The 25,317-nt window shown below is 65.3% G+C and carries 21 protein-coding genes; 5 read left to right on the top strand and 16 right to left on the bottom strand.

What is annotated here, in order from left to right:
- Positions 1 to 340: 340 nt before the first annotated feature.
- Positions 341 to 1,858, top strand: a complete 1,518-nt coding sequence (locus tag ACZ7M7_RS06805; protein ID WP_472113467.1) for a hypothetical protein — start codon at positions 341 to 343, stop codon at positions 1,856 to 1,858.
- 69 nt (positions 1,859 to 1,927) lie between these two features.
- Here the strand turns inward: ACZ7M7_RS06805 and ACZ7M7_RS06800 are convergent, their stop codons facing one another.
- From ACZ7M7_RS06800 to ACZ7M7_RS06780, 5 genes are all read right to left on the bottom strand, one after another.
- On the bottom strand, positions 1,928 to 2,125 hold the full coding sequence (locus ACZ7M7_RS06800) for a hypothetical protein (protein WP_383630945.1): 198 nt from the start codon (positions 2,123 to 2,125) through the stop codon (positions 1,928 to 1,930).
- 86 nt (positions 2,126 to 2,211) lie between these two features.
- Entirely contained in the window at positions 2,212 to 2,916 is a 705-nt protein-coding gene (locus tag ACZ7M7_RS06795; protein WP_472113464.1) for a YqeB family protein, read from the bottom strand.
- A 297-nt stretch (positions 2,917 to 3,213) separates the two neighbouring features.
- Complete coding sequence (locus tag ACZ7M7_RS06790) at positions 3,214 to 3,456, bottom strand: hypothetical protein (RefSeq protein WP_472113461.1); 243 nt, start codon at positions 3,454 to 3,456, stop codon at positions 3,214 to 3,216.
- Between the two features lie 429 nt (positions 3,457 to 3,885).
- Complete coding sequence (locus ACZ7M7_RS06785; protein ID WP_472113458.1) at positions 3,886 to 4,302, bottom strand: hypothetical protein; 417 nt, start codon at positions 4,300 to 4,302, stop codon at positions 3,886 to 3,888.
- 104 nt (positions 4,303 to 4,406) lie between these two features.
- Positions 4,407 to 4,847: a glycine-rich domain-containing protein gene (locus ACZ7M7_RS06780; protein WP_472113455.1), complete on the bottom strand. Its 441-nt coding sequence runs from the start codon at positions 4,845 to 4,847 to the stop codon at positions 4,407 to 4,409.
- 754 nt (positions 4,848 to 5,601) lie between these two features.
- On the opposite strand from ACZ7M7_RS06780, the gene ACZ7M7_RS06775 reads away from it, so the two are divergent.
- Positions 5,602 to 6,876, top strand: a complete 1,275-nt coding sequence (locus tag ACZ7M7_RS06775) for a transcriptional regulator (RefSeq protein WP_472113452.1) — start codon at positions 5,602 to 5,604, stop codon at positions 6,874 to 6,876.
- Here ACZ7M7_RS06775 and ACZ7M7_RS06770 read toward each other — a convergent pair.
- Positions 6,857 to 7,519, bottom strand: a complete 663-nt coding sequence (locus tag ACZ7M7_RS06770) for an HAD family hydrolase (RefSeq protein WP_472113449.1) — start codon at positions 7,517 to 7,519, stop codon at positions 6,857 to 6,859. The genes ACZ7M7_RS06775 and ACZ7M7_RS06770 overlap by 20 nt on opposite strands.
- Before the next feature lie 206 nt (positions 7,520 to 7,725).
- Between ACZ7M7_RS06770 and ACZ7M7_RS06765 the strand changes: the two genes are divergently transcribed.
- Positions 7,726 to 9,618 carry an ATP-binding protein gene (locus ACZ7M7_RS06765; protein WP_472113446.1) on the top strand — a complete coding sequence of 631 codons (1,893 nt, stop codon included), beginning with the start codon at positions 7,726 to 7,728 and terminating at the stop codon, positions 9,616 to 9,618.
- A gap of 106 nt (positions 9,619 to 9,724) precedes the next feature.
- On the opposite strand, the gene ACZ7M7_RS06760 is transcribed toward ACZ7M7_RS06765, so the two are convergent.
- The 7 genes from ACZ7M7_RS06760 to ACZ7M7_RS06730 form a co-directional block, all read right to left on the bottom strand.
- A complete protein-coding gene (locus tag ACZ7M7_RS06760; protein ID WP_472113443.1) occupies positions 9,725 to 11,077 on the bottom strand; it encodes a DNA cytosine methyltransferase in 1,353 nt (450 codons plus the stop codon).
- A 9-nt stretch (positions 11,078 to 11,086) separates the two neighbouring features.
- Positions 11,087 to 12,916 carry a DUF6339 family protein gene (locus tag ACZ7M7_RS06755; protein WP_472113440.1) on the bottom strand — a complete coding sequence of 610 codons (1,830 nt, stop codon included), beginning with the start codon at positions 12,914 to 12,916 and terminating at the stop codon, positions 11,087 to 11,089.
- 2 nt (positions 12,917 to 12,918) lie between these two features.
- Positions 12,919 to 13,725 (bottom strand): hypothetical protein, encoded by an 807-nt coding sequence (locus tag ACZ7M7_RS06750; protein WP_472113438.1) that lies wholly within the window; start codon positions 13,723 to 13,725, stop codon positions 12,919 to 12,921.
- Positions 13,726 to 13,808: 83 nt separating this feature from the next.
- Positions 13,809 to 15,764, bottom strand: coding sequence for a hypothetical protein (locus ACZ7M7_RS06745; protein ID WP_472113436.1), 1,956 nt, complete (start codon positions 15,762 to 15,764; stop codon positions 13,809 to 13,811).
- The gene (locus tag ACZ7M7_RS06740; protein WP_472113433.1) at positions 15,761 to 16,786 is read right to left on the bottom strand and encodes a PD-(D/E)XK motif protein; all 1,026 of its coding nucleotides are present in this window, start codon (positions 16,784 to 16,786) and stop codon (positions 15,761 to 15,763) included. The genes ACZ7M7_RS06745 and ACZ7M7_RS06740 overlap by 4 nt, the downstream gene beginning before the upstream one ends.
- Positions 16,783 to 19,335: a Z1 domain-containing protein gene (locus tag ACZ7M7_RS06735; protein WP_472113430.1), complete on the bottom strand. Its 2,553-nt coding sequence runs from the start codon at positions 19,333 to 19,335 to the stop codon at positions 16,783 to 16,785. The genes ACZ7M7_RS06740 and ACZ7M7_RS06735 overlap by 4 nt, the downstream gene beginning before the upstream one ends.
- 256 nt (positions 19,336 to 19,591) lie before the next feature.
- Positions 19,592 to 20,005, bottom strand: a complete 414-nt coding sequence (locus tag ACZ7M7_RS06730) for a very short patch repair endonuclease (protein ID WP_472113427.1) — start codon at positions 20,003 to 20,005, stop codon at positions 19,592 to 19,594.
- A 704-nt stretch (positions 20,006 to 20,709) separates the two neighbouring features.
- On the opposite strand from ACZ7M7_RS06730, the gene ACZ7M7_RS06725 reads away from it, so the two are divergent.
- A complete protein-coding gene (locus ACZ7M7_RS06725; RefSeq protein WP_383608896.1) occupies positions 20,710 to 20,922 on the top strand; it encodes a DUF4287 domain-containing protein in 213 nt (70 codons plus the stop codon).
- Positions 20,923 to 21,071: 149 nt separating this feature from the next.
- Here ACZ7M7_RS06725 and ACZ7M7_RS06720 read toward each other — a convergent pair whose 3' ends face one another.
- The 3 genes from ACZ7M7_RS06720 to ACZ7M7_RS06710 form a co-directional block, all read right to left on the bottom strand.
- Entirely contained in the window at positions 21,072 to 22,094 is a 1,023-nt protein-coding gene (locus ACZ7M7_RS06720; protein WP_472113424.1) for an SEC-C metal-binding domain-containing protein, read from the bottom strand.
- Between the two features lie 137 nt (positions 22,095 to 22,231).
- A complete protein-coding gene (locus tag ACZ7M7_RS06715) occupies positions 22,232 to 22,648 on the bottom strand; it encodes a hypothetical protein (RefSeq protein ID WP_472113421.1) in 417 nt (138 codons plus the stop codon).
- A 45-nt stretch (positions 22,649 to 22,693) separates the two neighbouring features.
- A complete protein-coding gene (locus ACZ7M7_RS06710; RefSeq protein ID WP_472113418.1) occupies positions 22,694 to 24,166 on the bottom strand; it encodes a glycoside hydrolase in 1,473 nt (490 codons plus the stop codon).
- A gap of 346 nt (positions 24,167 to 24,512) precedes the next feature.
- Here ACZ7M7_RS06710 and ACZ7M7_RS06705 point away from each other — a divergent pair, with 346 nt between their 5' ends.
- The gene (locus ACZ7M7_RS06705; RefSeq protein ID WP_472113415.1) at positions 24,513 to 25,310 is read left to right on the top strand and encodes a class E sortase; all 798 of its coding nucleotides are present in this window, start codon (positions 24,513 to 24,515) and stop codon (positions 25,308 to 25,310) included.
- Positions 25,311 to 25,317 lie beyond the last annotated feature (7 nt).

The following is a 25,317-nucleotide window of genomic DNA, read 5'->3' as shown; positions in this document are numbered from 1 at the left end:
CTTCGAAGTGAACTCACTGTAGGACGGGCCGGTTTCGCGGGACAAACCGTTTTGGAGCTGCCGAGTGCCACGAAACGCCGGAGTCCCCCGTCAGAACCCCGGCAACGACTGCGGAACTGGCCGGCATTCGGCTGTGACTCACCTCACCGCCACCCCCGGAAAAGAAAGCGGGTGCTGCCCCCGCGGTGCTGGCATGCTCATGCGTGACTACTGGGGGGTAACCACCGTCTGCGCACAGTGCAGCAACGGCCGTACGGGCACGCCTGGATGACCGGCGTGCCCGCTCCCCATGTGTCACCTCCTGAAGCGCACCCCCATACACCGCTCCCGAGGAACACGCGTGCACAGACCCAAGCTCAAGAGGCATGCCCTACTGACGGCTGCCACCATCGCGGCCGTACTCGTCACGGGCTGCTCGTCCACCTCCCCGACCACCACCGACCCGGCGAACAGGGCGGCGGCCGAGACCCCCGACCCGGCCGCGGTCCAGGAACAACTCGCCGTCGTGTCGGCCCCGTCCGGTACGGCCACTCCCACCGCCGTCGCCGACGGAGGTGCAGGAGGCACGGCGAAGAAGTCGTCCCTCAAGGTCGCCTCGTACGACCGGAAGTCCGGACGGGCCGTCATCTCGTCGCCGTCCGTGGCGAAGCCGCCCGCCGCCCCGCCGGCCGGTACCAGCCCTGCACCCACCTCGCCCACGTCGCCCGCGAAGCCTTCGACCAGCCCCTCCGCCTCCGCCTCGGCCTCCACCTCCGCCCAACCCCCGGTATCCGTCGGCGACTTCATCGCCAGCGCCCCCGCCGCCGGCGCCCCCGACGGCGTGCTGGCCGAGGTCACGCAGGTCGTGGGCGCCACGGAGGACGGCGACACGACGGTCGACACGGAACCGGCGAAGCTCAGCTCCGTGCTCGGCGAGAGCAAGGCCAAGGGCACCGTCCCGGTGGACCCGTCGGCCATGGAGGTCGAGCCCCTCCTGAAGGGCGTGAAGGTCTCCTGGGCGAAGACGGGCAACCTCCACTTCGGCCCCGAGGGCGCGAAACTCCCGCTGGGCAGCCTCCGTATCGACGTGGGTGCGGCGGTGGCCACGGCCGAGGGCGCCCCGGCGTCGGCGGCCGCGTCCGTGGAGGGCTTCGTCCAGCTCGCGCCCGAGGTCGCGTTCTCGTACGACGGTTCCGGCGACGGCACGGGTGCCGCGCCCGGCGGTGCCTTCCTGGGCCTGTCCGGCGACTGGGCGTCGAAGTGGTCCCTGAAGGGCCGCGCGGCCGGCTCGACGAACGGGCAGCCGATCCGTATCCCCTTCGCCGAGCTCCACTCCGACCCGGTGATCCAGGTCGGCCCGATCCCCGTGGTCGTCAACCTGGACCTCACCTGCTACATCCAGGTGAACGCGGACGGCCGCGTCACGGTCGACGTCGAACAGGACATCAAGGGCGACTTCCGCGTCGGCGGCACCTTCTCCTGGGCCAAGGGCTGGACCCCGGTCAGCGAGTCCGAGATGACGGGCGAGCCCCTCAAGGCCACGCTCACCGCGGCCGGCGACGTCAAGGCCGCGCTCGGCGCCGAGGCCACCGTGGGCCTCTACGGCACCGTGGGCGTCACCGCGGACCTGGCTCCGTACGTCCGCGCCCACGGCGAGGCAACGGCGGAGGGCTCCTCCGACGGCACGGGTTCGGCAGCCGGCTCCTACGCCCTCTACGGCGGCGTGGACCTCACCGGCTCCCTCCAACTGCAACTGACCATATTCGGCACGCCCATCTTCCAGAAGAAGATCCCGCTGGGGGCCCTGAACCGTGAGTGGCTCCTGACGGAGGGCAAGGGCGAGGCGACAACCGGCCCGCCGTCGGGGGCGACCGGCTGACGTCACGCGGGCCGCGCCGACCGTCACCCACGTCGGCGCGGCCCACGCTCGCCTCTCGGCCGTACGGCGTCAGCCGTCCGAGCCGGAGTTCGAGCCGGACCTCGACCCACTTCCGGAACGGCCCAACACCCGCACCACCTCGCCCAGTCCCAGGGTCACGGCGGCCACCCCACGCACCCAGCGCGGGCCGCCCCGAGACGCCCACACGACACACACGCACCCCGCGACGGCGAGCAGGAGAACGCCGACCAAGACGAGCACGATCATGCTCATCCCCCTTCTTCCTCTGTGGTCCGCGCAATCCTCCCAGCCGACGCCCGGCCCCGGCCTGGCGGCCCGGCTGCGTCGGCACTTCAGGACTGTTGAGGCGTGCGAGGTGTCTGAGGCGTCTGGGGCGTGCGAGGCGTCTGAGGCATACGCCAGTACTGCCGCCGCTTCTCGTCCCGTACGACCACGCCGAGCCGCAGCAGCTCCCCGCGCAGCTCCCGGGCGTCGTCGGCGCCCTCGTTCTTCTCCCGCGCAGTCGCCCGAGCCCTGAGCAGCGCGTCCGCCCCCTCGGGCAGCCCGGGCATCCCCGGAACCCAGCGCCGGAACTCCTCCCGGTGCGGATCCTCATCGGCCCACCGGTAGCCGTGCTCGGCGAAGGCATCGGCGACCCGTTGCCAGGACAGCCCGCACTCCTCCCGAGCGATCTCCATACCGTCCGCCTCGAGCAGCACGAGCTGCTTACCGTCCCGCACCACCAGGGCGACCTCATCCCGCCCGAACTCCTGCGACGAGTCCCTGACAACGAGGACGACACGACTGGAGGAGACACGCACCGCCAACGACTCATGCACGGCGACGAACCCCACCACCAGCCCCACCAGCGCCCCCACCCCAACGCCCCCGATGCCGAGCCACGGCTCCGGAACGGACGTCACCAGCTTCGCCGGCCCCTGCAACGGCGCCCAGTCCAACGTCACGAGCCACTTCGCCAGAAGGGTGACCAGCCACCCGACCCCGGCCCCGCACCCCACACAGAAGAGCGTGAGAAGCCAGGCCGACTCAGCGATCACGACGGCATCCCGCTCAGGTCCGCCAACCGACGGACCGCCCTTCTTCGAAAGATCCCCCGTACCCCTCATGCCCCCACACCACCGCTTCCGCTGTCCCCGACGAAGGCCCCCCGGCCGCCGGACGCTGCCCAGTGCCGTACGGACCCTCGTCGAGTCTCAAGGCAAGCCACAGCCCTGCCATCGGCCGATGGTCTACGGCACCTGCAACTTTGGTACCCAAACAGTTCCCGGCGCCCAGGCATGAAGCCCGGGCGCCGAGACCCATATCGGCGAGCTACGTGACACAACTCCTGTTGATCAGTGGTGTCCGCAGCTGGAACCGATGTGGTTGTGGTTCTGCCCGCCTGGATCGCCCTCGCCGTTGAGCGCATTGCCCGCCAGGCCGTTGAGGATTCCGATGTTGTTGAGGAGGGCGATGTTCTGGTCGTGAGACCTGCAACCGTGTCCGTCGGCAGGCTGGGCGCTGGCGGTGCCGGTGGCTATGAGGCTCAGGGTCCCGACCATGGCGGCCGCAACAGCGGCCTTCTGAAGCTTGCGCATTTTTCCTCCTTGGGTCGAGAGCGCATACCTAAAGATCCACATTGCGCTCATTTGGGAGGCTAATCCGATATACGCCGGGGCGCTCATTGGGGCTGCCAAACGGACCACGCGGCCTGAGTGCCAATCAGCCGGGCCCGACCGTCCGGAGGCTGACACTCGTTCAGGCGTCTCCTGCCTCCTTCGACGGCCTTCCGGGTCGGTCCAGGCCCCTCTGGACCTCACGAAAGCCCAGCGAGAGACGTCCTGAGCGTCGCCGCCTCCTTGGTCGTTCTTGGAAGGCAAGGCGTGGCCTTGCCGATCACGCACTGCGCAGTCCCGGTTTCGAGCAGAGGATTGTGCAGTCAGGGCAGAGAACGCCGCGCGGAGAAGGGTGAGTTCGCCGGAATCATGGAGGCCCACCCTGGTGGAGATCAGCTCGTTGGGGCCCGGTCATGGCTCTTCACTCCAGACCCTCTTCTCGGCCGCCGACACCGCCCCCGGTCCCGACAGGGCAATCCTGCCGGTCAGCAGGATGTCGTGATTGGCGAACAGGGCGTCGAGTTCGAAGCGGCGGCGGACATACGCCGTCCATGTCTCGTCGGGCAGGTTGGCGTAAGTATTGACCATGCGGGCACGGCCGGCCTGCGTGAGAATCCACCGTGCCTGGTCTTCGCCGAGCGTGCGCCCACCCAGGTCACGGGCCAGCCGCCACAACTCCTCCCCTTCGCTCTGCTCGTCGATGACGGCGACAAGGCCGATGTCTCCCAGACCTCGCCGATCGCTGGACTGGGTTGTGTAGGCGACGGTGAGGCTTTCGAGGGGGAAGACGGTCACGCGGCTGGTTGCGGTCAGCTCGGTGAGGGGCACGGAGTGAGTCCGTTCTCGCGCGGGGCGGACGGGTTGGGTTGGCCCGAATGACCCGAGGCGCACCAACCTGCCCTGCCGATTGAGTGGTTGGGGGAGCCCGCTGCCTAGCAGCAGGGGCCGTCACCGCAGCAGGAAGGCGGATTACAGTCGGCGGCAGTGCCCCAGAGCCGCTCGTCCACCTCGAAGCCGGCCGCCCTGACCTTCCCCACGACATCGACCATCAGGCCGCGCGTACGGACCTTGGAGTTCGGCTGGTGGTGCAGGAAGTAGCCGAACTGTTTCTCGCACCAAGCCGCGTACCAGCCCGTGTGCAGGATCAGTGTGTGCCAGCCCGGGTCGACCAGCTCGGACGGCGCCATGGCTGCGCCCTCGCCGGTGGAGCCCATGACGTGGACGAGGGCGAGTGCCTGATCGACGACACGGTCGGCGACGCAGCGTTCGAGTCCGTACTCGTCGGCGCAGAAGGCGGCGAGCATGTGGAATTCGGCGTCGGTGACCAGGGAGCGGCCGTTGCGAAAGACGGCGGTCACGGTGGTTGTGGTCATCGAGATGATTCCTTCGGTCCATCGGTGCTGATGAGGGATGGGGCCTGCCTGGAGGGGGTGGGGGCTCCGCACAAGGACTCGTGCTCCTGAAAGAGCTGTCGATGCGCGGAGTCGATCAGCTCGCGCACCGCCTGAGGCCTGCAGAGATCACCTTCGTAACGTGGCGGAACGACCCAGTAGGTCCCGGGTGGTTCTCGACGGTCGAGGTGCGGGACCCCGAGATAGGTGTCGCCCTGGAGGCAGGGTGCGGATGAGTCGTACTCCCAGACCATCCCGGCGTGCCAGTGGATGAGCACGTAGTACGTCGGACCCGCGCTGCGGTGGTCGTGGATGACAGGACCGCGCAGTCGTAAGGGCAGGACCTCGGCCACAACGGCCGGGTCTGCCGAGCCCAAGGCGGCGTGGACCAGTGATTCTGTGACGCGTACGGCGGCGAAACGGCGTCCGAGAGGCAGCAGAGCCACTCCTTGACCGGCCCACTCCGCTCTGGCCTGCTCGGGCACGGGATGCGCTCGTGCCAGCCACTCGATGATCGCTCTGTTCAAGACTGTCTGCGTGTCCAATGCCTGTCCCTGTGCTCGTCGCGGTCAGCTACAGCACACAGAGTCGCCTGACGGTGCGGCCGATTCGAGGACCTTGATGGGTCGTCAAAAGGACTCTGATGGGTCCTAGTTGCCCCCTTGAGGGTGAGGGGTGCCGCATGAAGGACTTACTGTGGGACGGTTGGAACAGGTTCGCCATCAGGAGGTGTCCCATGCCTCGCCCCGTAGGCAATGTCCGGCTCAAGGCCGCTCGCGTGGCTGCCGGCTTCAACTCCCAGCAGGAACTGGCCGACGCTCTGACCGAGCACGCACGGGAGTTGGGGATCCGTGGTCTGTCCATCGGCGTGCGACAGGTTCGGCGCTGGGAGTCGGACGCACCACCGTGGCCGCAACCGGACTGCCAGCGCGCACTCATGCACCTGCTGGGCACGAGCATGGAAGCACTCGGCTTCACACCACCGTGGGGCACGGAGGGGCATCACTCGGATCACGCGCGTCGCAATCCCGTGACCGGCGGCACGTCTCCCCTCGGCATGGCTGTCGTACCGGCGCGAGCCGGCGCTGCTCCGCAACCGGCGACGACGGCAACGGACTTCGAGGCCGTGACCCGCTCCCACCGTCGGCTCTACTGGTCCGTCGCACCGACCACTCTCCATCCGGCCGTCGCCGCACAGGCGACACTCGGCTGCGCCCTGCTGCCGGAGACAACCGAGGCCACCCACAGCAGGATCGCGGCGGCGCTGGCTGAGACGTATCTCCTCGCCGGTCGCATTGAGTTCTTCGACCTGTGTGAGCCGGGCCGCGCGAACCGCACCCTCCTCCAGTCCCTGCAAGCGGCGGGTGAGGCGGATGACCCATTGCTCGGTTCGGCGATCCTCGCGCACATGGCGTTCATCCCGGGCTGGGCGGGTGACCGCGACGGCGCCTTGGAGCGCATGACCGCGGCCCGCACCTACGCTCGTCGAGCACTTGCGTCCGCCGAGTTCCTCGCATGGCTCGACGCCGTTGAAGCCGAATGCGAGACGCGATGCGGCAACACCCGTACAGGCCTGCACCTGATCGGGCACGCCGAGGACATCCTCAAGAGTGGCAATGAGCACTCATCGCCGGAGTGGATGGACTGGTTCTCCCCGGCACGGCTCGCTGCGTTCAAGGGCAACACCCAGATGCTTGCGGGACACCTCCCGCAAGCGCGCGAGACTCTGCTCGGCGCCTTGGACACCATGGCACCCGGCGAGGAGAAGCAGCGTACGGTCGTCTACGGCGACTTGGCCGCCGTCGAGGCCGCATCGGGCAAGCCGCAGCAGGCCTGCGAATACGCCGGCCGTGCCCTCGATCAACTGGCCATCACCTGGTACGCCACCGGCATGGACCGAGTACGCGAGGTCCGCCGAGCGCTCGCTCCGCACCAGCACGAAGGCTGCGTCAGGGAGCTCGACGACCGGCTGTACGACTGGTCGACGACCGTCAGTGCTTTGAGCCGTTGAACCGGCCGATCATGTCCGGGAGTTCGAGCAGGCTGTCCACACGGAAGGTTGGTGTCTCCGTGGCCACGGGGCTGTTCCACTGGATCGTTGCCCAGGGCCCGCGATGTACGAGCGCGGTCTCCATCCCAGCCTCTCGGGCCGGTCGGATGTCGTTGTCGCACCGATCACCGACGTAGAGGATCTCACCGACCTCGAAGGGCACCGCAGCGGCCACCCGCATGAAGAACTCCGGATCGGGCTTGCTCGCTCCCCAGTCGTCAGACGTGCCGATCAGGTCGACGTCGTCGGAGAACATCTCTCGGAGGATCCGGCCTGCGCGCACGGTCTGGTTGCCCGCGATACCGAGCCACAGTCCAGCGACCCTGAGCCCGGCGAGGGCCGCACGGACGTCCCCATACAGATCCTCCTCGTCGAACATCTCCGGCTGCCCGGCGGCCGCCCGCTTCTCGCGTTCCTCGTAGAGGTCGAACCCAGGCCGGAACTCCTGGAAGGTCTCTCGATAGTCGCGCCCCTGGGCGATGACGGCACCGAACATCGCGTGGAAGGTATGCCGCGGCACGTCCAGCCAGTCGGCCCAGGTCCCGTACTCACGGGTCTCGTCAACGAGGCACTCACCGACGTCGAAGACCACTGCGCGAATCATGGGGGCAGCGTATCGATTCTGTTGCTGAGACTGGCCTCGTCTCGGTACGCCCGCCGCATCCGTGGCACGACTGGGCTGCACCTACCTTGGACCGGTTCCCCAGGGCCAGTCAGGGGATGGGCTGATCCAGCGAAAACCCTGCGCTGGTCGGGCAGTTGCGTCAAAATGATCACTTTGAGCCGAGTGACGTTCGAGGTGACGCAAGAGTGATCAGCCCTTACAAGATGGAGTTCGACCCGGCGACGATCAAGCACCTTGGCGTGCAGATGTACTCAACCCTTCCGCCAGTCATATCTGAGCTAATAGCCAATGCCTGGGATGCGGGTGCGAGCAAGGTCGATATGAAAATTCCCGAATCGAGAGTTACCGACATTTCGATCATCATCGCTCAAGATGACGGCGACGGAATGAGCGACGATGAGATCCGCGAAAACTACCTTCTCGTAGGGCGCGATCGCCGAAAGGTCGAAGGGAGGGGGGAGCGTTCCAGTGAGCCCTTCAGGAAATATATGGGACGCAAAGGGTTGGGCAAGTTCTCAGGGTTTGGTATCGCTCGAGAAATCGAAGTGGAAAGCGCCAAGCAAGGATATGTCTCTCGATTCGTTATGGATTATGACGAGCTTGAGGCCGCTGCCAACAAACGAAGCGCACAGTTCGATCCACTAGCGCCCAGTGGCCAAATAATTAAGGGTACGCGCATCACGCTGAGGCGGATAGAAAAATTCCGAAAGCGTGCCGTTTCCATCGCCTCGCTCAGGCGTCACATAGCGCGAAGATTCGCGGTAATTGGCGACGAATTTCAGGTGATTATAAACGGCAAGCCCATCACGCCTGAAGAGCGTGATCTCAAATCTCTTCTCGCTCGAGACGTGAGCGGAGATCAGTATCTTTGGAATTTTGACGAGGAGATCTCGCCCAGGACGGGGTGGCGGGTGACCGGCTGGATAGGTGCGCTTCCTCACTCGAGCAGTGTGGACGACGGAATCCAGCGTGGTATTTCAATCATGGCGCGCGGGAAACTGGTCCAGGAGCCGTTCTGGTTTGAAGCCAACACCGGCCAGCAGTACGCACTTGCCTACCTTATCGGGGAACTGAGTGCGGATTTCGTCGATGAGGAGGAGGACACCGTTGGCACGGCTCGTAACTCCCTGGTCTGGGATACGGAGGGCAACACCGCTCTCCTCGAGTGGGGTAGAAAGCAGGTTAACAAGGTATCGCGAAATTGGTCAGAAAAGCGAAGGTACGACAATCTTCGGCACCTTGAGGAAGCCCCTGTCTACAAGGATTTCATACAGGCGACCTCTGGTTCTGAGCACAGGCGAGCCCGCCGCGTGGTCGACAAATTGGTACGGACTGCGGTGGAGAACAACCTGGTGGGGCAGGACGAAGAGGCCCGAAATATTGTGAAATCCTGCATCGACTTTCTGGAGTTCGATGCCTTCTGGGAAATTGCTGAAGAGGTCAGCGAGGCTGAACTCAAGGATGCATCACAGTTGATCTCTCTGTTCCGTGAGTGGGAGGTCGTCGAGGCGAAGGAAATGTCGAGAGTTACGAGAGGGAGGATCGCCACAATCGAGAAATTGGAAAAAATGATCGCCAGCAATGCGTTGGAAGTTCCCGATCTACACAACTTTTTCAAGGAATTTCCTTGGGCGCTGGATCCGCGATGGCATCTGGTCGCCGATGAGGTCCGCTACAGCCAGTTGCTGCGCGAGCATTTTCCGGATTCCGATCTGCCGGAGCCGGACAGGCGTATTGATTTTCTTTGCGTTGCCGAGGGGGAAACTCTCGTTGTCGTAGAGATCAAGAGGCCGCATTCTGTTGCGACATCTAAGGAATTCGGCCAGATTCGGGATTACATCATATTTCTTCGGAAACTCTTCAGGCAATCGACTGATCCGACGCATCGGCCAAGTCATGTCATCGGTTACCTATTCTGCGGATCGATCGGCAAAGATCCTGGAATTGCCGTGGAGATGGACATGCTGAGGGATTCGCAAATATATGTACGTCAATACTCTGACCTTCTAGGTATGGTCAAAAAGAGTCACGGAGAATTTCTCGAACGCTATGAGGCTCTTAAAAGTATCCCGCGATAATAGTGCCTCGTTGGCTTGAGTGCCGGATTTGCTGAGAATGCAGGGGCGCCGTTGCAGGGCCCCTGCCAGCCAAGCTATGTGCTGATGCTGATCCCCATACGATTTATCAATCACGCAGATAGGCATGGATCGATGCAGCGATGGCCCTTCCGAGCGGGATCGGTACGGCGTTTCCGATTTGTGTGGCAATCTCGAGCTTCGTGCCGCACCAACGGAAGTCCAGCGGGAAGCCTTGGATTCGGGCAGCCTCGAAATGGGTGATCGGGCGGGACTCTGTGGGGTGGAGGTAGCGCCCCTTCTCGGGCTTGAAAAATTCGGTTCTGATGGTGACCGACGGCTGGCCCAGGCGGAGCCGGCCCATGACGTCCCCGGTGCCGTTGTTGTGATTGTCCCAGCTCTTGGTCGAGAGTGGCTCGACCGGCGTCCTCACGCCCGGAGGGTTCGGCGTGTTGAACACGTGGACCGCCCCGGACTCATCCTGGGTGTACCACTTGTCGCGGAGGTCCTTGCGGTTCCCCCCCGGGGGGATGGCAATGTAGCGAGCCCTGGAGAGAGGCTCGGGGTTTCGGCCGATATGGAGATCGTCGGTACCGAAAATTCCAGGCAGCTTGGCGTCCACCTCGGGGATGAATTCTTGTCCGTCGGGAAGTTCGGTCCCACGAATGGTGCGCTTGGACGACTCACGGAAGATGTCGTCCACGGCTTCCCAGTAAGAAATTCCCGCATCGACGCCGGTGATTGACTGGCTGGAGAATGTGGTGAACCGCTTCGGACGACGCACGTGTGTCGTGGTGGGGTACATCATCGTGCGCCCGTTCTCAATGTCCCGTCGAACGCCGATGACAATGGCCCTGCGACGTGCTTGGGCGGCGCCGTAGTCCGCAGAGTTGAGGAGGTAGCGCCTGTTCTTCTCAGGCTCGGTGTCCGTCGGCTCATGGCCGGGAGGATCAACCAGCCGATACTCGGCAAGACGCCCCCCCTCTTCCACCTGCCCAAGTAGATTCTGGAACTCGTCCGACTTGAGGAAGCGGTCCACGTTCTCGATTACGAACACCTTGGGGCGGATGTCGGCGACGATCCGGACGTACTCCTCCCAAAGGCGATTCCGTTCGCTTCCCTTCCTTTCCCGGTTGAGCGCCGAGAATCCCTGGCACGGAGGACCTCCGACGACCACGTCGGCGTGGAGGGCATCCGGAGTAGGTTCCCAAGCCTCGATGTCACCTACGTGGACACGCGCGGCCGGGATGGTCTCGTCCAGTCGAAGGCTTCCGAAGTTCACCGCATACGTGGCCGCTGCGGCTTCGTTGTGCTCGACGGCCGCGATGCTGTGAAAGACCGGCTTCCCGCCCTCCTGACCTGCCGGGCGGAACTCGTGGAACCCCTGCGTGAAGCCGCCACAGCCGCTGAACAGGTCTACGACAGTGATGGGTTCGGAAGCGACGGGACGGGGCGTAACCATGGGGCGATCTTAGCTTCGTAGGGCGGTTGCGATGGCCAGACCGACAGCAGTGGCAAGAGGCGGCGGCATCGCGTGACCGACTTGACGATACCTGGACGTCTTGCCTCCGAAGAGCTTCCAGTCGAGGGGGAACGATTGGATCACGGCTGCTTGCTCGACCATGAGCTTGGGCTGGCCGTCGATGGGGAAGTGCATGTCAGGCGGCTCGTCACCGAGGCTGTTCCCGTTCACTCCGAGCGCGGCCCAAGCCTTCTTGCTGCCGGTGGGACCAAGATCGGCGCCGCCACGTCGATCGGAGCCGCCGACTAGCGCTGGCGCAATGCGATCGGCCTTCTTGATCCACTCCTCTGCTCCGGGCCAGCCCCTGGCAGACATGGACGGTCCAAGGACCTGGCCCACGGTGGGAGGGGGCAACCGACTAGGTTCCGGCCACGCGAAGCGGGCGAAGTACTGTTCTTGCAGAGCAACCAAGAAGCCGCTGTTGCGGTTCTGCGGGACACCGAAATCCGCAGCGTTCAGGATCTTCCAACTGGATCGAAAACCTGCCCGGCGCAGTTCGTGGTTGATCCAGTCGCGGTCGGCGTCAAAGTCGCGGCCGTCGACGATGTGAGAAACATTCTCGAAGAGCACGGCTTTGGGCCTGATTTCACATGCCAGGTCGATTGCGGCTCGCAAGACGCGACGCTCATCGGTGTCCTCAGTTCGTCCTACGGCGGCCGAAGACTTGACGCGCGGGAGTCCACCGCTGATCAGGTCCACCGCCTGAGTGTCGGGACGCATCATCGGTTTAAATTGCACGATATCCATGCATACAACGTCCCATTTGGGACGATTCAGGTCGATGCTGAAACAAGCATCGGCTTTGCTGTCGATCAGCAGTACCGGGTCGAATCCTGCACGTTCGAGCCCCAGGGCCTGTGCTCCGGCGCCAGCGCAGATCTCCAGTGACCGGAAGCGTCGGCTCTCGTCCTTCACTGGCTGCACCGCTTGTTGAGACGCGGGCAAGGCCTCGTACGAGAGCGCCACCGTTGACGTTTCGAAGCTTTCGCTCGGTGGTCTGTCCACGATGGGGCCCACCGGTGCCGAGGCAAGTCGCTGGGCTTCGACGCTCTCCTGGGCTACTGAGCGCAATTCGTCGTCCAGGGCCCGTTCGTTGATTCCATCGAAGAGCACGAAGGGGGCAAGCCTGAGTAGCCGCTTGAGGAAGTCGCGGAGCGTTTCGCGCTCGTTCAGGCCGGCTAGATCCATATCCCTCCAGACGCGCAGAATGCCGCGCACCAAGTGAGGGCTTCCCCCGAGAGCGGAGCGTCGGGCGTAGATCTGGTCGAACGCGGCCTCACCGAGAATGTCGAGGGCGCTGTACGGCGCCGGATCACCGGGCGAGCGTACGAGCTGAGCGCGCCACCACAACCGGCCGAATACATGTCGGGTGAGGTCGGTCCCCAGGACACGGTCCTTGGGTGGCTGCGGGTAGCGCCAGAAGGCGATGTCCGGCAGAAGGACCAGGGCCAGGAACGCCCAAACGTCCCGAGACGCGGCTTCGGCAGGGACCATTCCCATTTCGGTATGCAGTAGAGCTGCCAAACTCAGGTCGAATTCGGCATTACGTGTTCGGTCGGAGCCGTCCGGGAAACCGGCCCGCTTTGCCAGGTCGAGTACACCCTTCCGTAGCTCACTGAGCTGTGCGGGCGAAATGCGGTCTCCTCCTGTGGCCACGTAGACCGCGGACTCGTGAGCCGTGGCCACATGATTGGACAGTGTCGCGACCGTGAGGTGTTGGTACTCGGTGAAGAGAGGACGCGCCTGCTCGGCCAGCAGCCGAGGATAGAGGAAGCTCATCACTAACCCTCGAAAATCTTGACGGCTGCTTGTAGATCCGATGCGAACAAGGCAGGCGACTGCCGTTGGCGCAGACGTATGTCCGAGATCGGTTGCCCTGGGAACAGCTGGTGGATGAGATTCAGGAGCGTGGCACCGAGTGAACCATCTGGGAAATCCGCATCCTCGGTGAAGTCATCGTAAGCAAGGGCGTGTTCAACCATGACCCGCGCGGCATCCGCGTACACGGCGGAGAGCACGATTCGGTCCACGGGGCGCGGCTTGCCCGCACTCTGGAATGCCGTGGAGGTCACTGCGTTCCTCTCGTTCACGAGTAGGAGCAGTGAGCCCATGGTGGCATGCTCCAGGCCGCCACTGATCTGCAGGTGCCATGCAGCTTCGTCAGGAAAGGATGTCCGCGCGAAGTCGATCACGGCCATGGGGAATTGGGGAGCGTCGCCTTGGAGGCGCAGGATCTGACGGTCACTCCACAGAACGGAGCCCGCCCGGCGAGGTGAGGACGGTCGAGCGTCTGTCCTGCGCTCGGCAAGCACGAGCGCGGTGTCCAGGAGAAGCAGACCGCCGAGATCGGCACCGCGCAGATGTACGTCGAACTCCACCGTGCTCGCGCTGGCGTCGACCAGTCGCACTTGTTGCGCGGGGCCGCTCAGGTTGGAACCAGTGGCGGTCCAGACGGCCGACAGCATGAGAGCAGCACCGTCTGGGAGTCCCGACTGCCGGCGAGTCCGGTCCATGTCGACATGTACGGTCCTGCGCAGCCGCAGATCCATTTGGTAATCCCAGTCCGGAAGCGCCTCGGGCAAGGCCACCTCGCCGTCCTCGAGCTCCAGTCGCCACGTCTCGGCAATGACGACGTCCGCGGCAGGTACTCGGTAAGGGAGTACTCGTCGAGTCACGTAGTCCTCACCCCCTCAACCTTGATGGCGATTTCCGTCATGGTGTCCGGCGCCGGCCGAACCAAGGCGCGCCAGACGGAGTCACCGCCTTCAATCACTTGGGCATCGGAGGCGTACAGGCGTCCGTTCTCGTCCTCCCATCCGATCAGCTCCGGCATGCTCGCCCCGATCGGCGGATCCGTCTCCCTCCCCCCTGTGCCCGGCAGCGTCACAGCAAGTTCGACCCGCACACGCTGTGGCCCGGATTCCGGCAGCCGGAACTCTTGGACCAGGACGGAGGCGTCTCGACGATCGTCGTAATACGGATCACCGTTGTATTGCACCCGAGGGCGACGGTGTGGGGTCCGTAGGCCCGTACTCTCGGCGGGGCGACTCGCGGTACCTGCTGCTGATGCGCTCGAAGAGGGCTTCGATGCGGAAACGGGCCGGCCCGAGTTCGGACGAGCTGTGATCTCTTCGGCGGCCTCCGACGAAGAAGGTCGCGTCGCAGTGCTCCCCGGCTTGGAGTAGTCGGTCGCTCCACCGATTCCCCACGCTCCGCCGACCAACCCGGAGAAGAGCGAGCTGGCCGCACCCAGCGCGACATTGCTGGCTCCGGGCCGAGTGACTCCACTGAGGGAGAGCAGGCGTTCCAGCGCTTCGTTGATACGCCGGAACGTTGTGTGGACGAAGGTGCTCTCCGGCCTTTCCAGGGACTGAGGGTGCCAGGCGTCATGTGTCGGTGGCTCTGCCTTGGCGTAGATGTCGTCCATTGTCTCGTCAGCTCGGAAGACACCTGCGTATCCATGATTGGCGCTCGGTGGTTTGGGGCCGGCGTGGTACGTGACAACGAGTTCAGCCGGACGCATCAGGCAGACGTGATGAATCAGGTCCTCGATGTCGAGCATGCGCGAGGCGCGGGTCGGCTCCAGCGGAGGCATGATCCTTTTTACCAACCCGAGCCGGCCCAGAAATCGCTTGGGCTTGAAGCACTCGAGCTCGCTGCCGTTCGACCCGGCCATTGCTTCGTAGGCTGCGACGAACATGTTGAGCGGACGGGTATCCCGGGGATCGGGCACTGAGTGCTGGATACCGTCACAAGTGACGGAGAAGCGCATGGCGGGCGTCTTGTCACCGATGGAGATCATTTTGGGCCAGAGGTGCCATGCGATCGTGTCGGCCAAATAGCCGGCAGCCTCGGCTGGTTCCAGGGCGTCCAGGCTCGGGTCGATGACGACCACGCTGGTTCCTGTCTCCCGCGCATCGAACGGCCTCAGCCCCAACCGCTGGGCCGTAACCTCCGCCTCCTGTCCGACCAGTGGTTCGACAACGTTCCCCGACGTGTCGCCCCACCAGTGCCTGCCCGTGAAGCGACGGCTCCCGTGAGGGCCCGTGACCACATGACTCTTCCAGAGAGCGCAGCCGATCAGGCGGGTTTCATAGCCTCCTTCTGGAGTACGACAGCGAGAATGCACGAGGACCGTTCCGGACTTGGACAGCAGGTAGAAGATGCCCTTGCCGAAGCCGTAAGTGCCGCCGCCGAGCGCGGTGTCGCGTGGTTCTCCGATGTTGCGGATGAAGGAGACGAAGTCACGGTCAGGGCCCACCGCATCGTCCGCTCGGGTCGGGCCTCCCAGACCACGTGTACCGCGATCCGAGACGGCCAGAACGCGGATCGAACCGAGCTTGAGCGTGTTGCGAAGAGGGAAGTCCTCAGCCTTGCTCGGTGCATCGGCGAGCAAAAGCTCTCGCCACGCACCGGTGTGCGCGGGTCCGACCGTCCACATGTCGATTCGGAAGTCGACCGGTTCGGCGGACGGTGAGAGCCGTGCGTCCCAACTGTTCTGGGCCGATTCCCGCACCAATATGGTGAGTAGATCCAGTTCGGGCCGCCCGAGCTGGTTGCGGATCCCCTCGGCCGCAGTCGCGCCTTCTGGGGGATAGGGCTGAGAGAACCAGCCCTGCGTCGTCACACTGCCTCCTGGATCATGAGGTCGATCACCTGGGCCACGTCGTTCGGAGCCATGTACTCGGGAGTCTCTCCCGAGAGGTCGATGCTGTACTCGACGTCCACGGCAGAAACGGGTATCCCCGCTGCAGCGAGCGCCCGGATCGTCAGCCCCGGGAAACCAGGAGACACCTCGTACCACCTCTCCTCATCGATCGTGAACCGGACGTCTAGGTAACGGTCGGCATCAGAAGGCCGGTATCCGGCGGCGGCGAGCAACTCGAGAAGTGCGCTCTCGTCGTCGCAAGCCCGAAGTGTTCGTTCGATCAGCTCGAGGAACCCAGTTCCGGAGTCGTTCGTGGCGGAGCGGTGCAAGCGGAACCAGGCCAGGCAGAGTGTTCCATTGTCGGGCGCATCGAGTTGGTCGAGGCCATGAATCCGAGGTTTTCGCCCTTCTCCCGCGGTACTCGACTTGACCTCGATCGCGATGCGTGCGGCGGAGAAGTCGTGGCGGTGCCCGCTCGGCCCGAGCCACAATCGATGGGCACTCGGATCGCATTGGAGTATGCGATCCAGCACCAGCAACTCGCCGAACAGACCGGACAGTTGGTCGGGTCCCAGGAGATTTGCCTGAGCTTGGAAGAGCGCCTTCCAACGGTCGAGGACGTGGTAGAGGGCCTTGACCGGATGCTCGGGAAGCTCCTCGACTGTATTCACCACGTCCACGCACAGAGCGGTGAACAGGTCGTTGAGGTCCGTACGCAAACACGCGAGGTCCGCGTACGTCTGGTAGGACTCCTCATCCTCCAAAGGCCTCTTGCGCAGTTGGAGGACGGGACCGTCGAGGCCGGACCGAACTCTTCGGTGCGCATGAATCGGAACCAGAACGTGACGGTTCCCGTTGTGATCAACGGCCACACCCAAGTGGCCGTGCTCTGTCCTCACCGGCAGCTGTGAGAACCGCAGACGGTGCTCTCCAGTGGTCTGTTCGACTTCGAGCGCAGCCCAGTGTTCCTCAACGAGGTCCCGCCAGGCGTCGTCATTCATACCTCCTCGCTCTCGAGCAGACTGAAGTCCTCGTCCTCGATGCGTACACCGGACAGGTCCGCAGAGATGTACCTTTCGACGGTGCTGTCTGCATGCAGCGCCTCGGGAAACATGAGGCCGACGCCGATGACGTGCTCCTCGGCATTCAACGGCGCACGCGCCTTCTTGTCCGGACCGGGCGCTGAGGTCTTGTCGATCGGATACAGGACCAGAAGCCCTGTGTCCGGGAGCTGGATGCGACGAGCCTGTTTGATGCCCGCCTCCGTGAGCCTCGCCGTCTCTCCGGTCAGGTCGACTGCGCCATCGCGGCGGCTCATGAGTGTCTTGATATCGGCGAAGTCAGGATCGGGGGTCTTCACGTCCAGGCGTGCACGGGCGTTGCGCCCCACGGTCACGCCGGGGACAAAGGTGTAGGGCTCTCCCGTGGGGTTACCGACGATCGCAATGTTCCAGCGGCGTAGCGAGCCGGCCGTCGTGACCCGCTTCCGGATGTAATCGCTGATCAGGTCCGGGTCATTCTCGGGTGACTTCTCGTGAAATTTGTAGGTGGACAGGAAGCCGGTCACGACGTTGTACGGCACCTCGCGGAAGAGGTAACGGCCTTCGGCCGCGCGCTCCTCCACCGTGACAGCATTCGACACCGCTGCGGCGACGAGGTCGCGCGCGGCGGTGATGTTTCCGCGCAGCCACTCGGCGTTGGTGCGGAAATAGTGAGTTTGAACCCGCTTGCCCCCATAAGAGGAGGCGGCCGTGACTGCATCGCGCATCTTGGCGGCCGCGGTGACCCGGAGCGCGGGGTGTGTCCGCAGACGGACCGCGAACGTGAGAGGCGTCTCCGCCTCGGTCATATAGATGTCGATGTCCCTGCGCATCTCGGTCTCGACCGTGGCGAGGTGTCGGAACCACTCGGCCAATTCGTCAGTCATCCAGATCCGAGGCAAGTCGGCGTAGCCGTTCCGAAAGCCGAACCAACGTCCCATCTGGAGCAATGTGTCGTACGCCGACACGGCCCGAACGAAGTAGCTAACGGACAGGCCCTCGAGGGTCAGGCCTCGCGACAGGGTGTTGCCCCCTACCGCGATCGCGACGACAGGTCCGGTCTCGTAATCGAGTCGAGCCTCGCTGCTGGAGTTGTCCATGATGACCCGACAACTGCGGAGTACGCCGGGCAACTCGGACACCAACTCGTCGAATTGCACTCTCGTCTCACCGAAGTCCTCGGCTGGCACGCGTGCTGTTTCCTGATCCCAAAGCTCTCGCAATCCGGAGAGAAAGGCGGCATCCGCCAAGGACCGGGCAGCTCGTTCGAGCAAGTGCCGCAGCGGTCGCTCGAAGCTGTTGTGCACTGCGGTGTTGACGCTGGTATGGATCAGCATCGTGCTGTGAGGATTGCCCGCGCGACGTACGCGACGGGCGGCTGTGACGAGCCAGAAGTACTCGACAGCACGACAAAGAGTGTCTGTGATTACGGGCTCGAAGCCCTCAACGTCCGCCCTTGTTTCGGGGCGCACACACGCCACGTCGGCATCGGGAATCGAACGGATCATGTCGTGGCCGTCGTCGACCTGCTCCGGATCCTCGCCGTCGAGTGCGTAGCGTCCGAAGAGAACCTCGGTGCCGAAGTGCCCTTGAGGCTTGGGCAGGTTGACGACGAAGTCGCGCGGGTACAGATCTTCAGCGCTCGGGTCGATCAGCAGGTTGGCGAAGGGCGAAGCTGTGTATCCGACGTATGCGGAACGCGGCAGACTGGACATGATGCTGAGGATCAAGGGGTTGATGGATTTCGTTGCAACCGTCGCCTGATCAGCCTCGTCGTCGATGATGAGCGCAGGACAGTCCTTGAGGTAGTCCGACGCCTTCTCCAGCCAGCGAGCGAGCTTGCGCAGTACCGTCGCGTTCTTCTTTACCACGCACAGAACATGTGTCTTATTGCTCTTCCCGAAGTACGAAGCCGGGTTCTCCTGAGGTGTGAAGTCCTTGTCCAGTCCAGTCAGTTGGGACCACATGGAGGGGTTGGGCTCCACGAGCTGCTGCACCAGACGGGCCTGGGTCTGGCGGCGTAGCCCGTTGTGGATGCCGGCCAGGACGATGAAGAGTTTGTAACCGCGATCGGCGGCCTTGGCCATCACCGACGTGAAGTTGGTCGTCTTGCCGGACTGCACGTACCCGACGACAAGGCCCCGCGTGGAGAACGCCCGCTCCTTCGGATGATTCAGTAGGGAGACGACGCGGGTGGAGGAATCGTCGAGGTCCCGGATAGCGGGTTCCTCCGACCAGCCGTCCTTGCGCAACCGCTCCACCACCGCAGGCCAGCACTTGTCCTTGGTCTGCGGACCCGTGTACCACGTGTCGCGGTTACCCAGAACCACGGCATGCGGTTCCTCGAGCTCCTTGATACGGATCGTCTGCTGCTCATGGCGCTCACGGATTTGCTCGACGATGTCCGGGCTGACACCCAACAGCTCCAGTCGCTTGACCGTCTCCGAAGGCGGAAACGTGTCCAAGAGAGCCTTGAACGTCTCGTACATCCCGTCGAATTCGTCGGTCATGGAATCGACCGTCTCCGCTCTCGCTCGTCAAGCCGACTGGCCCACAGAGGCCCTTCGGTCCGACGGATCACTCCGTGAACCACAGCCCCCTGGAAGCAGATCGGCACCCCACTCGTACAATCACTACACAGTATTGGGTGAGCTATGCAGTCACGCATAGAACGCTGTCACGGTGGTCGTCGTGGGTTCAATTCTTTTCGGCCCCTGATCCGTAGCGTTCGCCGAGCCGTTCCGGTTGGGCTCGAGGCGGCAGACGTCACTGTCGGCGTGCACCGGGTGAGGGTCCGGGCGGGTGCGCTCGGAAGAGGGCGAGCGAAGCGGCGATTTGGTCCGCCACGTCTTCGGCCGATTCGTGCTCCCAAAAGCGGAGGACCGTCCACCCCTCATCCGTGAGGTGCTTGGTGGTCTCCAGATCGCGAGCGATGTTCTTGTCCAGCTTCGTTCGCCACCACTCTGCGTTGACCTTCGGGTGCGTGGCGTGTTGAGGGCAGCCGTGCCAGAAGCAGCCGTCCATGAAGATCGCGATCTTGGCCTTGCTGAAGACGATGTCGATCGTGCGACGAGGCATGCCGGGGACTGGCACGTTCACTCGGTAGCGCAGGCCTGAAGCATGCAGAAGCTTTCGTACCGCCACTTCGGGGGCCGTGTCGCGCGAGCCCTGCTTGCTCATTCGGGCGGAAACGGAAGCGGAGGACGGGATAGCACCTGGCACGGAAGTATTCTGCCGGCGGTCGGGCAGTGTTGCGGGGGTGTGGTGAAGAAATCGCCGCGGCTGGCCGGGACGATGGCCTGCTTATGGTCGATTGCAAGTGTCTGAGCCGCGGACGGCGTGATCGACTGCCTCCGGTCAATTGGGAGAGGTTCATCGGTGCGGCAGGGACCGCCCGCTTCCTTGGCAGTGTCGTGCCTCCGCAGGCCGCGTCAAGGGCGCTTCACTCCGCTGCGCTGCGTTCCGCGTCGGCTGCGCCGATGGCCCTTCGGGCCACCCTTGACCCGGCCCGCTCCAGCACGAGGGAGAAGCGAGCGGGCGGCCCGGAGGGATGGGTGGCCCAGGTGGGTTGGAGGGTGGGTCGGCCGGGTGGCTGGGCGGGGTTGGGGCGCGTTCGCGTGCCGGGCATGGCGGGTGGGTTTAGCGGCTTGCGGCAGGTGGGTGGGCTCTGTCGCTGGCTTGCCCGATCGGGGACCGGTTCACCGACATCCATGTCTTCGCCTCCGGGACACCGAGCGGCTGCTCCCGCTTTCAACCTGCCCCGCACATTGGCGAGCTGGAGGTGTGATGCAGCCCACCCTCATCGACCGATGACTCCGTGCGCACCCCTCGGTCATACCAGCGACAACACCGAAGCAGCACAACGGACAGACAGGACGGCTGACATGACCGCCACCGTGAAGGGCCCTGCCAGCTACTTCCCTTCCATCGAGAAGAAGTACGGTCGCCCGATCGTGGAGTGGAAGGACATCATCCGCTCCTCGTCTCTGACCAAGCACATGGAGCTGGTGAACTGGCTCAAGGCCGAGCATGGGCTGGGCCATGGTCACGCCAATGCGCTCGTCGCGCACACCCTCGCCGAGCGGCCCGGCAACTGAGCTGCCACGCACACGCATGGGAGCCATGGATGGTTCGAGCGTCCCCACTGCCACGACGGGGTGTTGCTCTCGGGCCAGTACCGGAGGGCAGGGCCGCCGCGGCGACGACTACGCCGTACCGGGTCGATGACGAGCAGCGACCTGGACGCTCAGGCGAGGGGCTCCACCCCGTGGCACTCTCCGTACACACGCCCAGACCCACACCAACAACCCGCCCCCCGCTGCGGCGGCCAAGCCACCGCCCGCCCCCGCGCCGCCAGCGTCGTCGCGTACTGCGGAAGCAGGGTCGTGTCCTCCGGGGACGAGAGCTCTGACGCGGCGAAGGCTTCGTAGGACGGGACCGTGCCCGTGACGATGCCCAGGTTGGGGGTGCCGGAGGAGGACAGTTCTCGCAGGGAGTCCTCTATCGTCGCCAGGTGCTCCTCGTGGGAGGGGTACTCGGCGGACAGTGAGGGATACGCGGAGAGCAGCTCGGTCAGCTCGTCCGCCGTCCAGTGCAGTACCGCCACCGGGAACGGGCGGGAGAGGGCCTCTCGGTAGGCGCCCAGTTCGGCCCGTAGCCGGGAGATCTCCGCCTCCAGTTCCGCCGGGTTGTCCGAGCCGAGGGACCAGACGCGCTTGGGGTCGTGGAGTTCGTCGAGGGAGATCGGCATCGAGTGGAGGGTGTCCGCCAGGGTGTCCCACTCGTCGTGGGTCAGGCCCAGCATGCGCCGCACCCGGTGGCGGCCGAAAAGGAGGGGGTGCGTGGCGTACGGGGGCTCCGGGACGTCCGTCAGGAGGAGGCGGGCTCCCTCCGTGAAGGTTTCCTGCGCCTGTTCCAACTCGTCGTGGGACTCCAGGGCCTCGGCGACGATCACCCACGCTGCCGGGTCCCGGGGGGAGGACGAGCGGACGCCCTCGATGATCGCGCGGGCCTCTGCCTCGTGGCCGTACTCCCACAGGTTCGATGCCTTCAGGGCTCGCGCCAGGTGGGGGTTGTCCAGGGTGGTCGACGACGACAGCAGGCGGTCGTAGAGCGCGGTCGCGGCGGGGCGGTCGCCGGACAGTTCCAGGTGGGCCGCGGCTTGGAGGAGCAGGGCCTCGGCGTCCTCGGGGTAGAGGCCGGCGGTTCGCTCCAGGCGTGCCGCCTCGGCGGTGTGGTCGACGTTTTCGGCAGGCGTGTCGGGGCGCATGGGGGACACCGTACTGCCCGTGGATGGCGGAGCGGAGGGGAGAGGGGGAAGAAGGGGGCAGATATTGCCTGGTCCAGGCCGTTCCCGGGCGCGGTGGGGTCGAGGCTTACGAGGATTCGGCCTGGCTTCGGCTGTCCTTATGCCTTTGCCATCCAGAGCAGAACGAGGAAGGGGACTGTGATCAGTGGCGCCATGGCCGGCCAGTGGGCCCGGCGGGTGTCCTTGCGGCGCCGGGGCCCGCGGACGTTCACAGCCAGCAACGCGATCAGCAGCATCGTCCCGGTCACCGCCAGCAGGAACATCACCACAGGGGCGTGATCGAGCGTGTGGTAGTCGCAGTTCGACATCTCCCTCAGCTCCGGACCGGTCGCGAAGGCGTCACAGTCCGAGGGGAGGTAGTCGGTCAGCAGCCAGTACGTCAGGTAGAGCGGGATGATGGCGGGTACGCCGAGGGCCAGGTTCGCCAGTGCGGGCGCCAGCAGGCCGAATCGGCGGCCGGCTCGGGGCGGGCGCCCGCGCTCGTCATCCTTCGCTCGCGTGGCTGGATTCGTCACGTGACACACGACGTTCCGGATACGCCTCCGGTTGCGTCCGTCGCGTCAGATCACCACCCCGTCGATCTGCAACGTCTGCACCGCCTTCGCCGCGAACGGCACCGCCACCGACTTTCCGCTCAGGTACGTGTTCGCGTACGCCCGGTACTGGTCCCCGCCCGTCGTCACCGTGTTCCAGCGCGGGACCAGGCCGCCCGAGCCGCCGCTCACCGTCGTGAAGCGGGACAGGTCGAAGGTCAACGTCTGGGCCGACGTCGACGTGTTCACCGCCACGATCACCAGGCGGCGCGCCGACGCGTCGTAGGCCGCCGCGGCGTAGCTCACGCCCGTGTCGAGGATCCGCATGCCGGGGCGGATGTGGCGGCTGAACTGGGCCATGACGTAGTACTTCGTCTGGATTGTGGTGGGCTGGAGGGTGTTCGCGTCGTACGCGATCATCGCCCAGCCCGTCGACGGGTCCATGACCTGCCAGTAGCACCAGGCGGTCGGGTGCAGCCAGCGGAAGTCGTAGCAGAGGTTGGAGGCCATGGTGAGGCCGGTGCCGTCGCTGTCGCCCGTCTCCGAGTTCCAGAGTTTCTTGCCGGACGTGGTCACCACGTCCGTGTGGAGGAGGTCCCTGCGGCCGCCCGAGCCCTGGTAGCCGTGCACGTTGACCTGCGACACCAGGGCCTTCGTCGACGTACCGAAGGACCCCCACGTCGAGCGGGCCGTGTCGTAGTTCGTCTCGTCCGAGGCCGCGATGCGGGTGCCCGTCAGGCCGCGGCTGTCCAACTCGCTGCGCATGTACGGCAGTACGGCCGCCTGGACGGCCGGGTCCAGGTGGCAGCCCTCCTGGGTGCCGGTTGCCGTCCACCAGCTCGACGCCGGCTCGTTGAAGGGGTCGACCGTCGCGAAGTTCACGCCCCAGTTGTTCCTGGCGTACAGGGCCGTGGCCGCCAAGTGAGCGGCGTGCTGGCGGTAGTTCCAGGTCTGGAGGTTGTTGCCGCCGTCCGCCGCGCCGGACGGGTTGTGGTTGGAACACATCCACCACATGGGGGAGTTGGCGAAGAGTTCCGTGGTCGCGCCGCGAGCCGTCGCTTTCACCAGCATCGCGCGCTGGTTCGCGTCCGCGGTCCAGTCCCAGGCCGAGGAGGTGGGGTCCTCGTTGTTCCAGTCCTGCCAGAAACCCTCGATCTGCTTGAAGCCGGGGATGTTCGGCGACTCGGCCATCGTCTCGCCGTTCACGCTGTTCCAGCTGCACGCGCCGAGGTTGTAGCGGGCGATGTTGAGGCCGAGGCCGGGGAGGGTCGTGCCGTTGTACGCCACCGAGTTGGTGGTGAAGAACAGGTCGGCGAAGTCGTTCCGGTTGCCGAAGACGTTCGCCCACCAGGCCAGGGACGTGCCCCAGCCCTCCCAGGTGCCGTACGACGTGCCGGGGTTGACGGCGATGGTGGCGTCCGCGTGGGCGGTGCCCGTTGCCAGGGCGCTGCCGAGGAGTGCGCCGCCCGATGCCGCCAGCAGAGTTCTACGTCGGATCATGACTTCTCCGCTTCGCTCAACGGCCGGTGTCGGCGCTGTCGGCGTCGAACCGGCTCCGTGGCTTGTCCCGTTCATGCCGTCAGGAAGCATCGGGTGTGGCGTGTGAGGTTGTCGAGGGTTCTGACAGCCCTTTCTCAAACCTGTGGAGGAAGGGGTGGGGGAAGCGTTCGGAGGGTCGGACACGGCGGGGACGGGCGGGTGTTGGGACGGGCGTGGGGGCTGGGCCGGGACGGTGCCGGGGCAGGCGTCGCGACTCGTGTGCGTACGGCTCTGGAGACCTCGTGCCCCGCCCTTTATCGTGCGGGCGCCCCTATCGTGCGGGCGGCCCGGCGAAGGAGGCTCACGGATGGTGCGGGTTCGCGTCGTGCGGCACAGCGGGCTTCGGCGGCGGGCCCTTCGGCGCCGCGTGCTGTGGGGTGGCGGGGAGGTGCTCGTCACCGTCGGGGTGGTGCTTCTGCTGCTGGTCGTTCACCAGGTGTGGTGGACCAACCGGGAGGCGAGGGAGGGCGCCGGGCGCGAGGTCCGTGCCCTGGAGCGGGCCTGGGACGGCGAGGGCGGCGACTCCCGTACGGGCGTATCGGCGCCGTCGGCCACGGCCGAACCCCCGCTCGGGGAGGTCCCCGCGGACACCGGGGCGGCCGAGCCCACCGCCGGCACCCGGCGCCGTACCGCGGCCCCGCCCGCCCCCGACTGGTCCCAGGCCTACGCCATCCTCAGCATCCCGCGCCTCGGCCTCCGCGTGCCCGTCGCCGAGGGCGTCGGCAAAGCGGGTGTGCTCAACAAGGGCTACGTCGGCCACTATCCCGGCACCGGGCAGCCGGGCCAGGCCGGCAACTTCGCCGTCGCCGGGCACCGCAACACCCACGGTGAGCCCTTCCGGTACATCAACCGGCTCGCGCCCAAGGACATCGTGCGCGTCGAGACGCGGAGCGCGACCTACACGTACGCCGTCGACCGGACCCTGCCGCAGACCGCCGCCCATGACGGCGGCGTCATCCGGCCCATCCCGCGCTCCGGCGTCAAGCCGGGCTACGGATACGAGCGCCCGGGGTACTACCTCACCCTCACCACCTGCACGCCCGAGTACACCTCGAAGCACCGCCTGGTGGTGTGGGGCAAGCTCGTGTCGATGCGCCCGCGCTGAAGCCGCA

The organism is Streptomyces sp. NPDC111606, from assembly GCF_055656945.1.
This window is presented reverse-complemented; position numbering and strand designations above follow the sequence as displayed.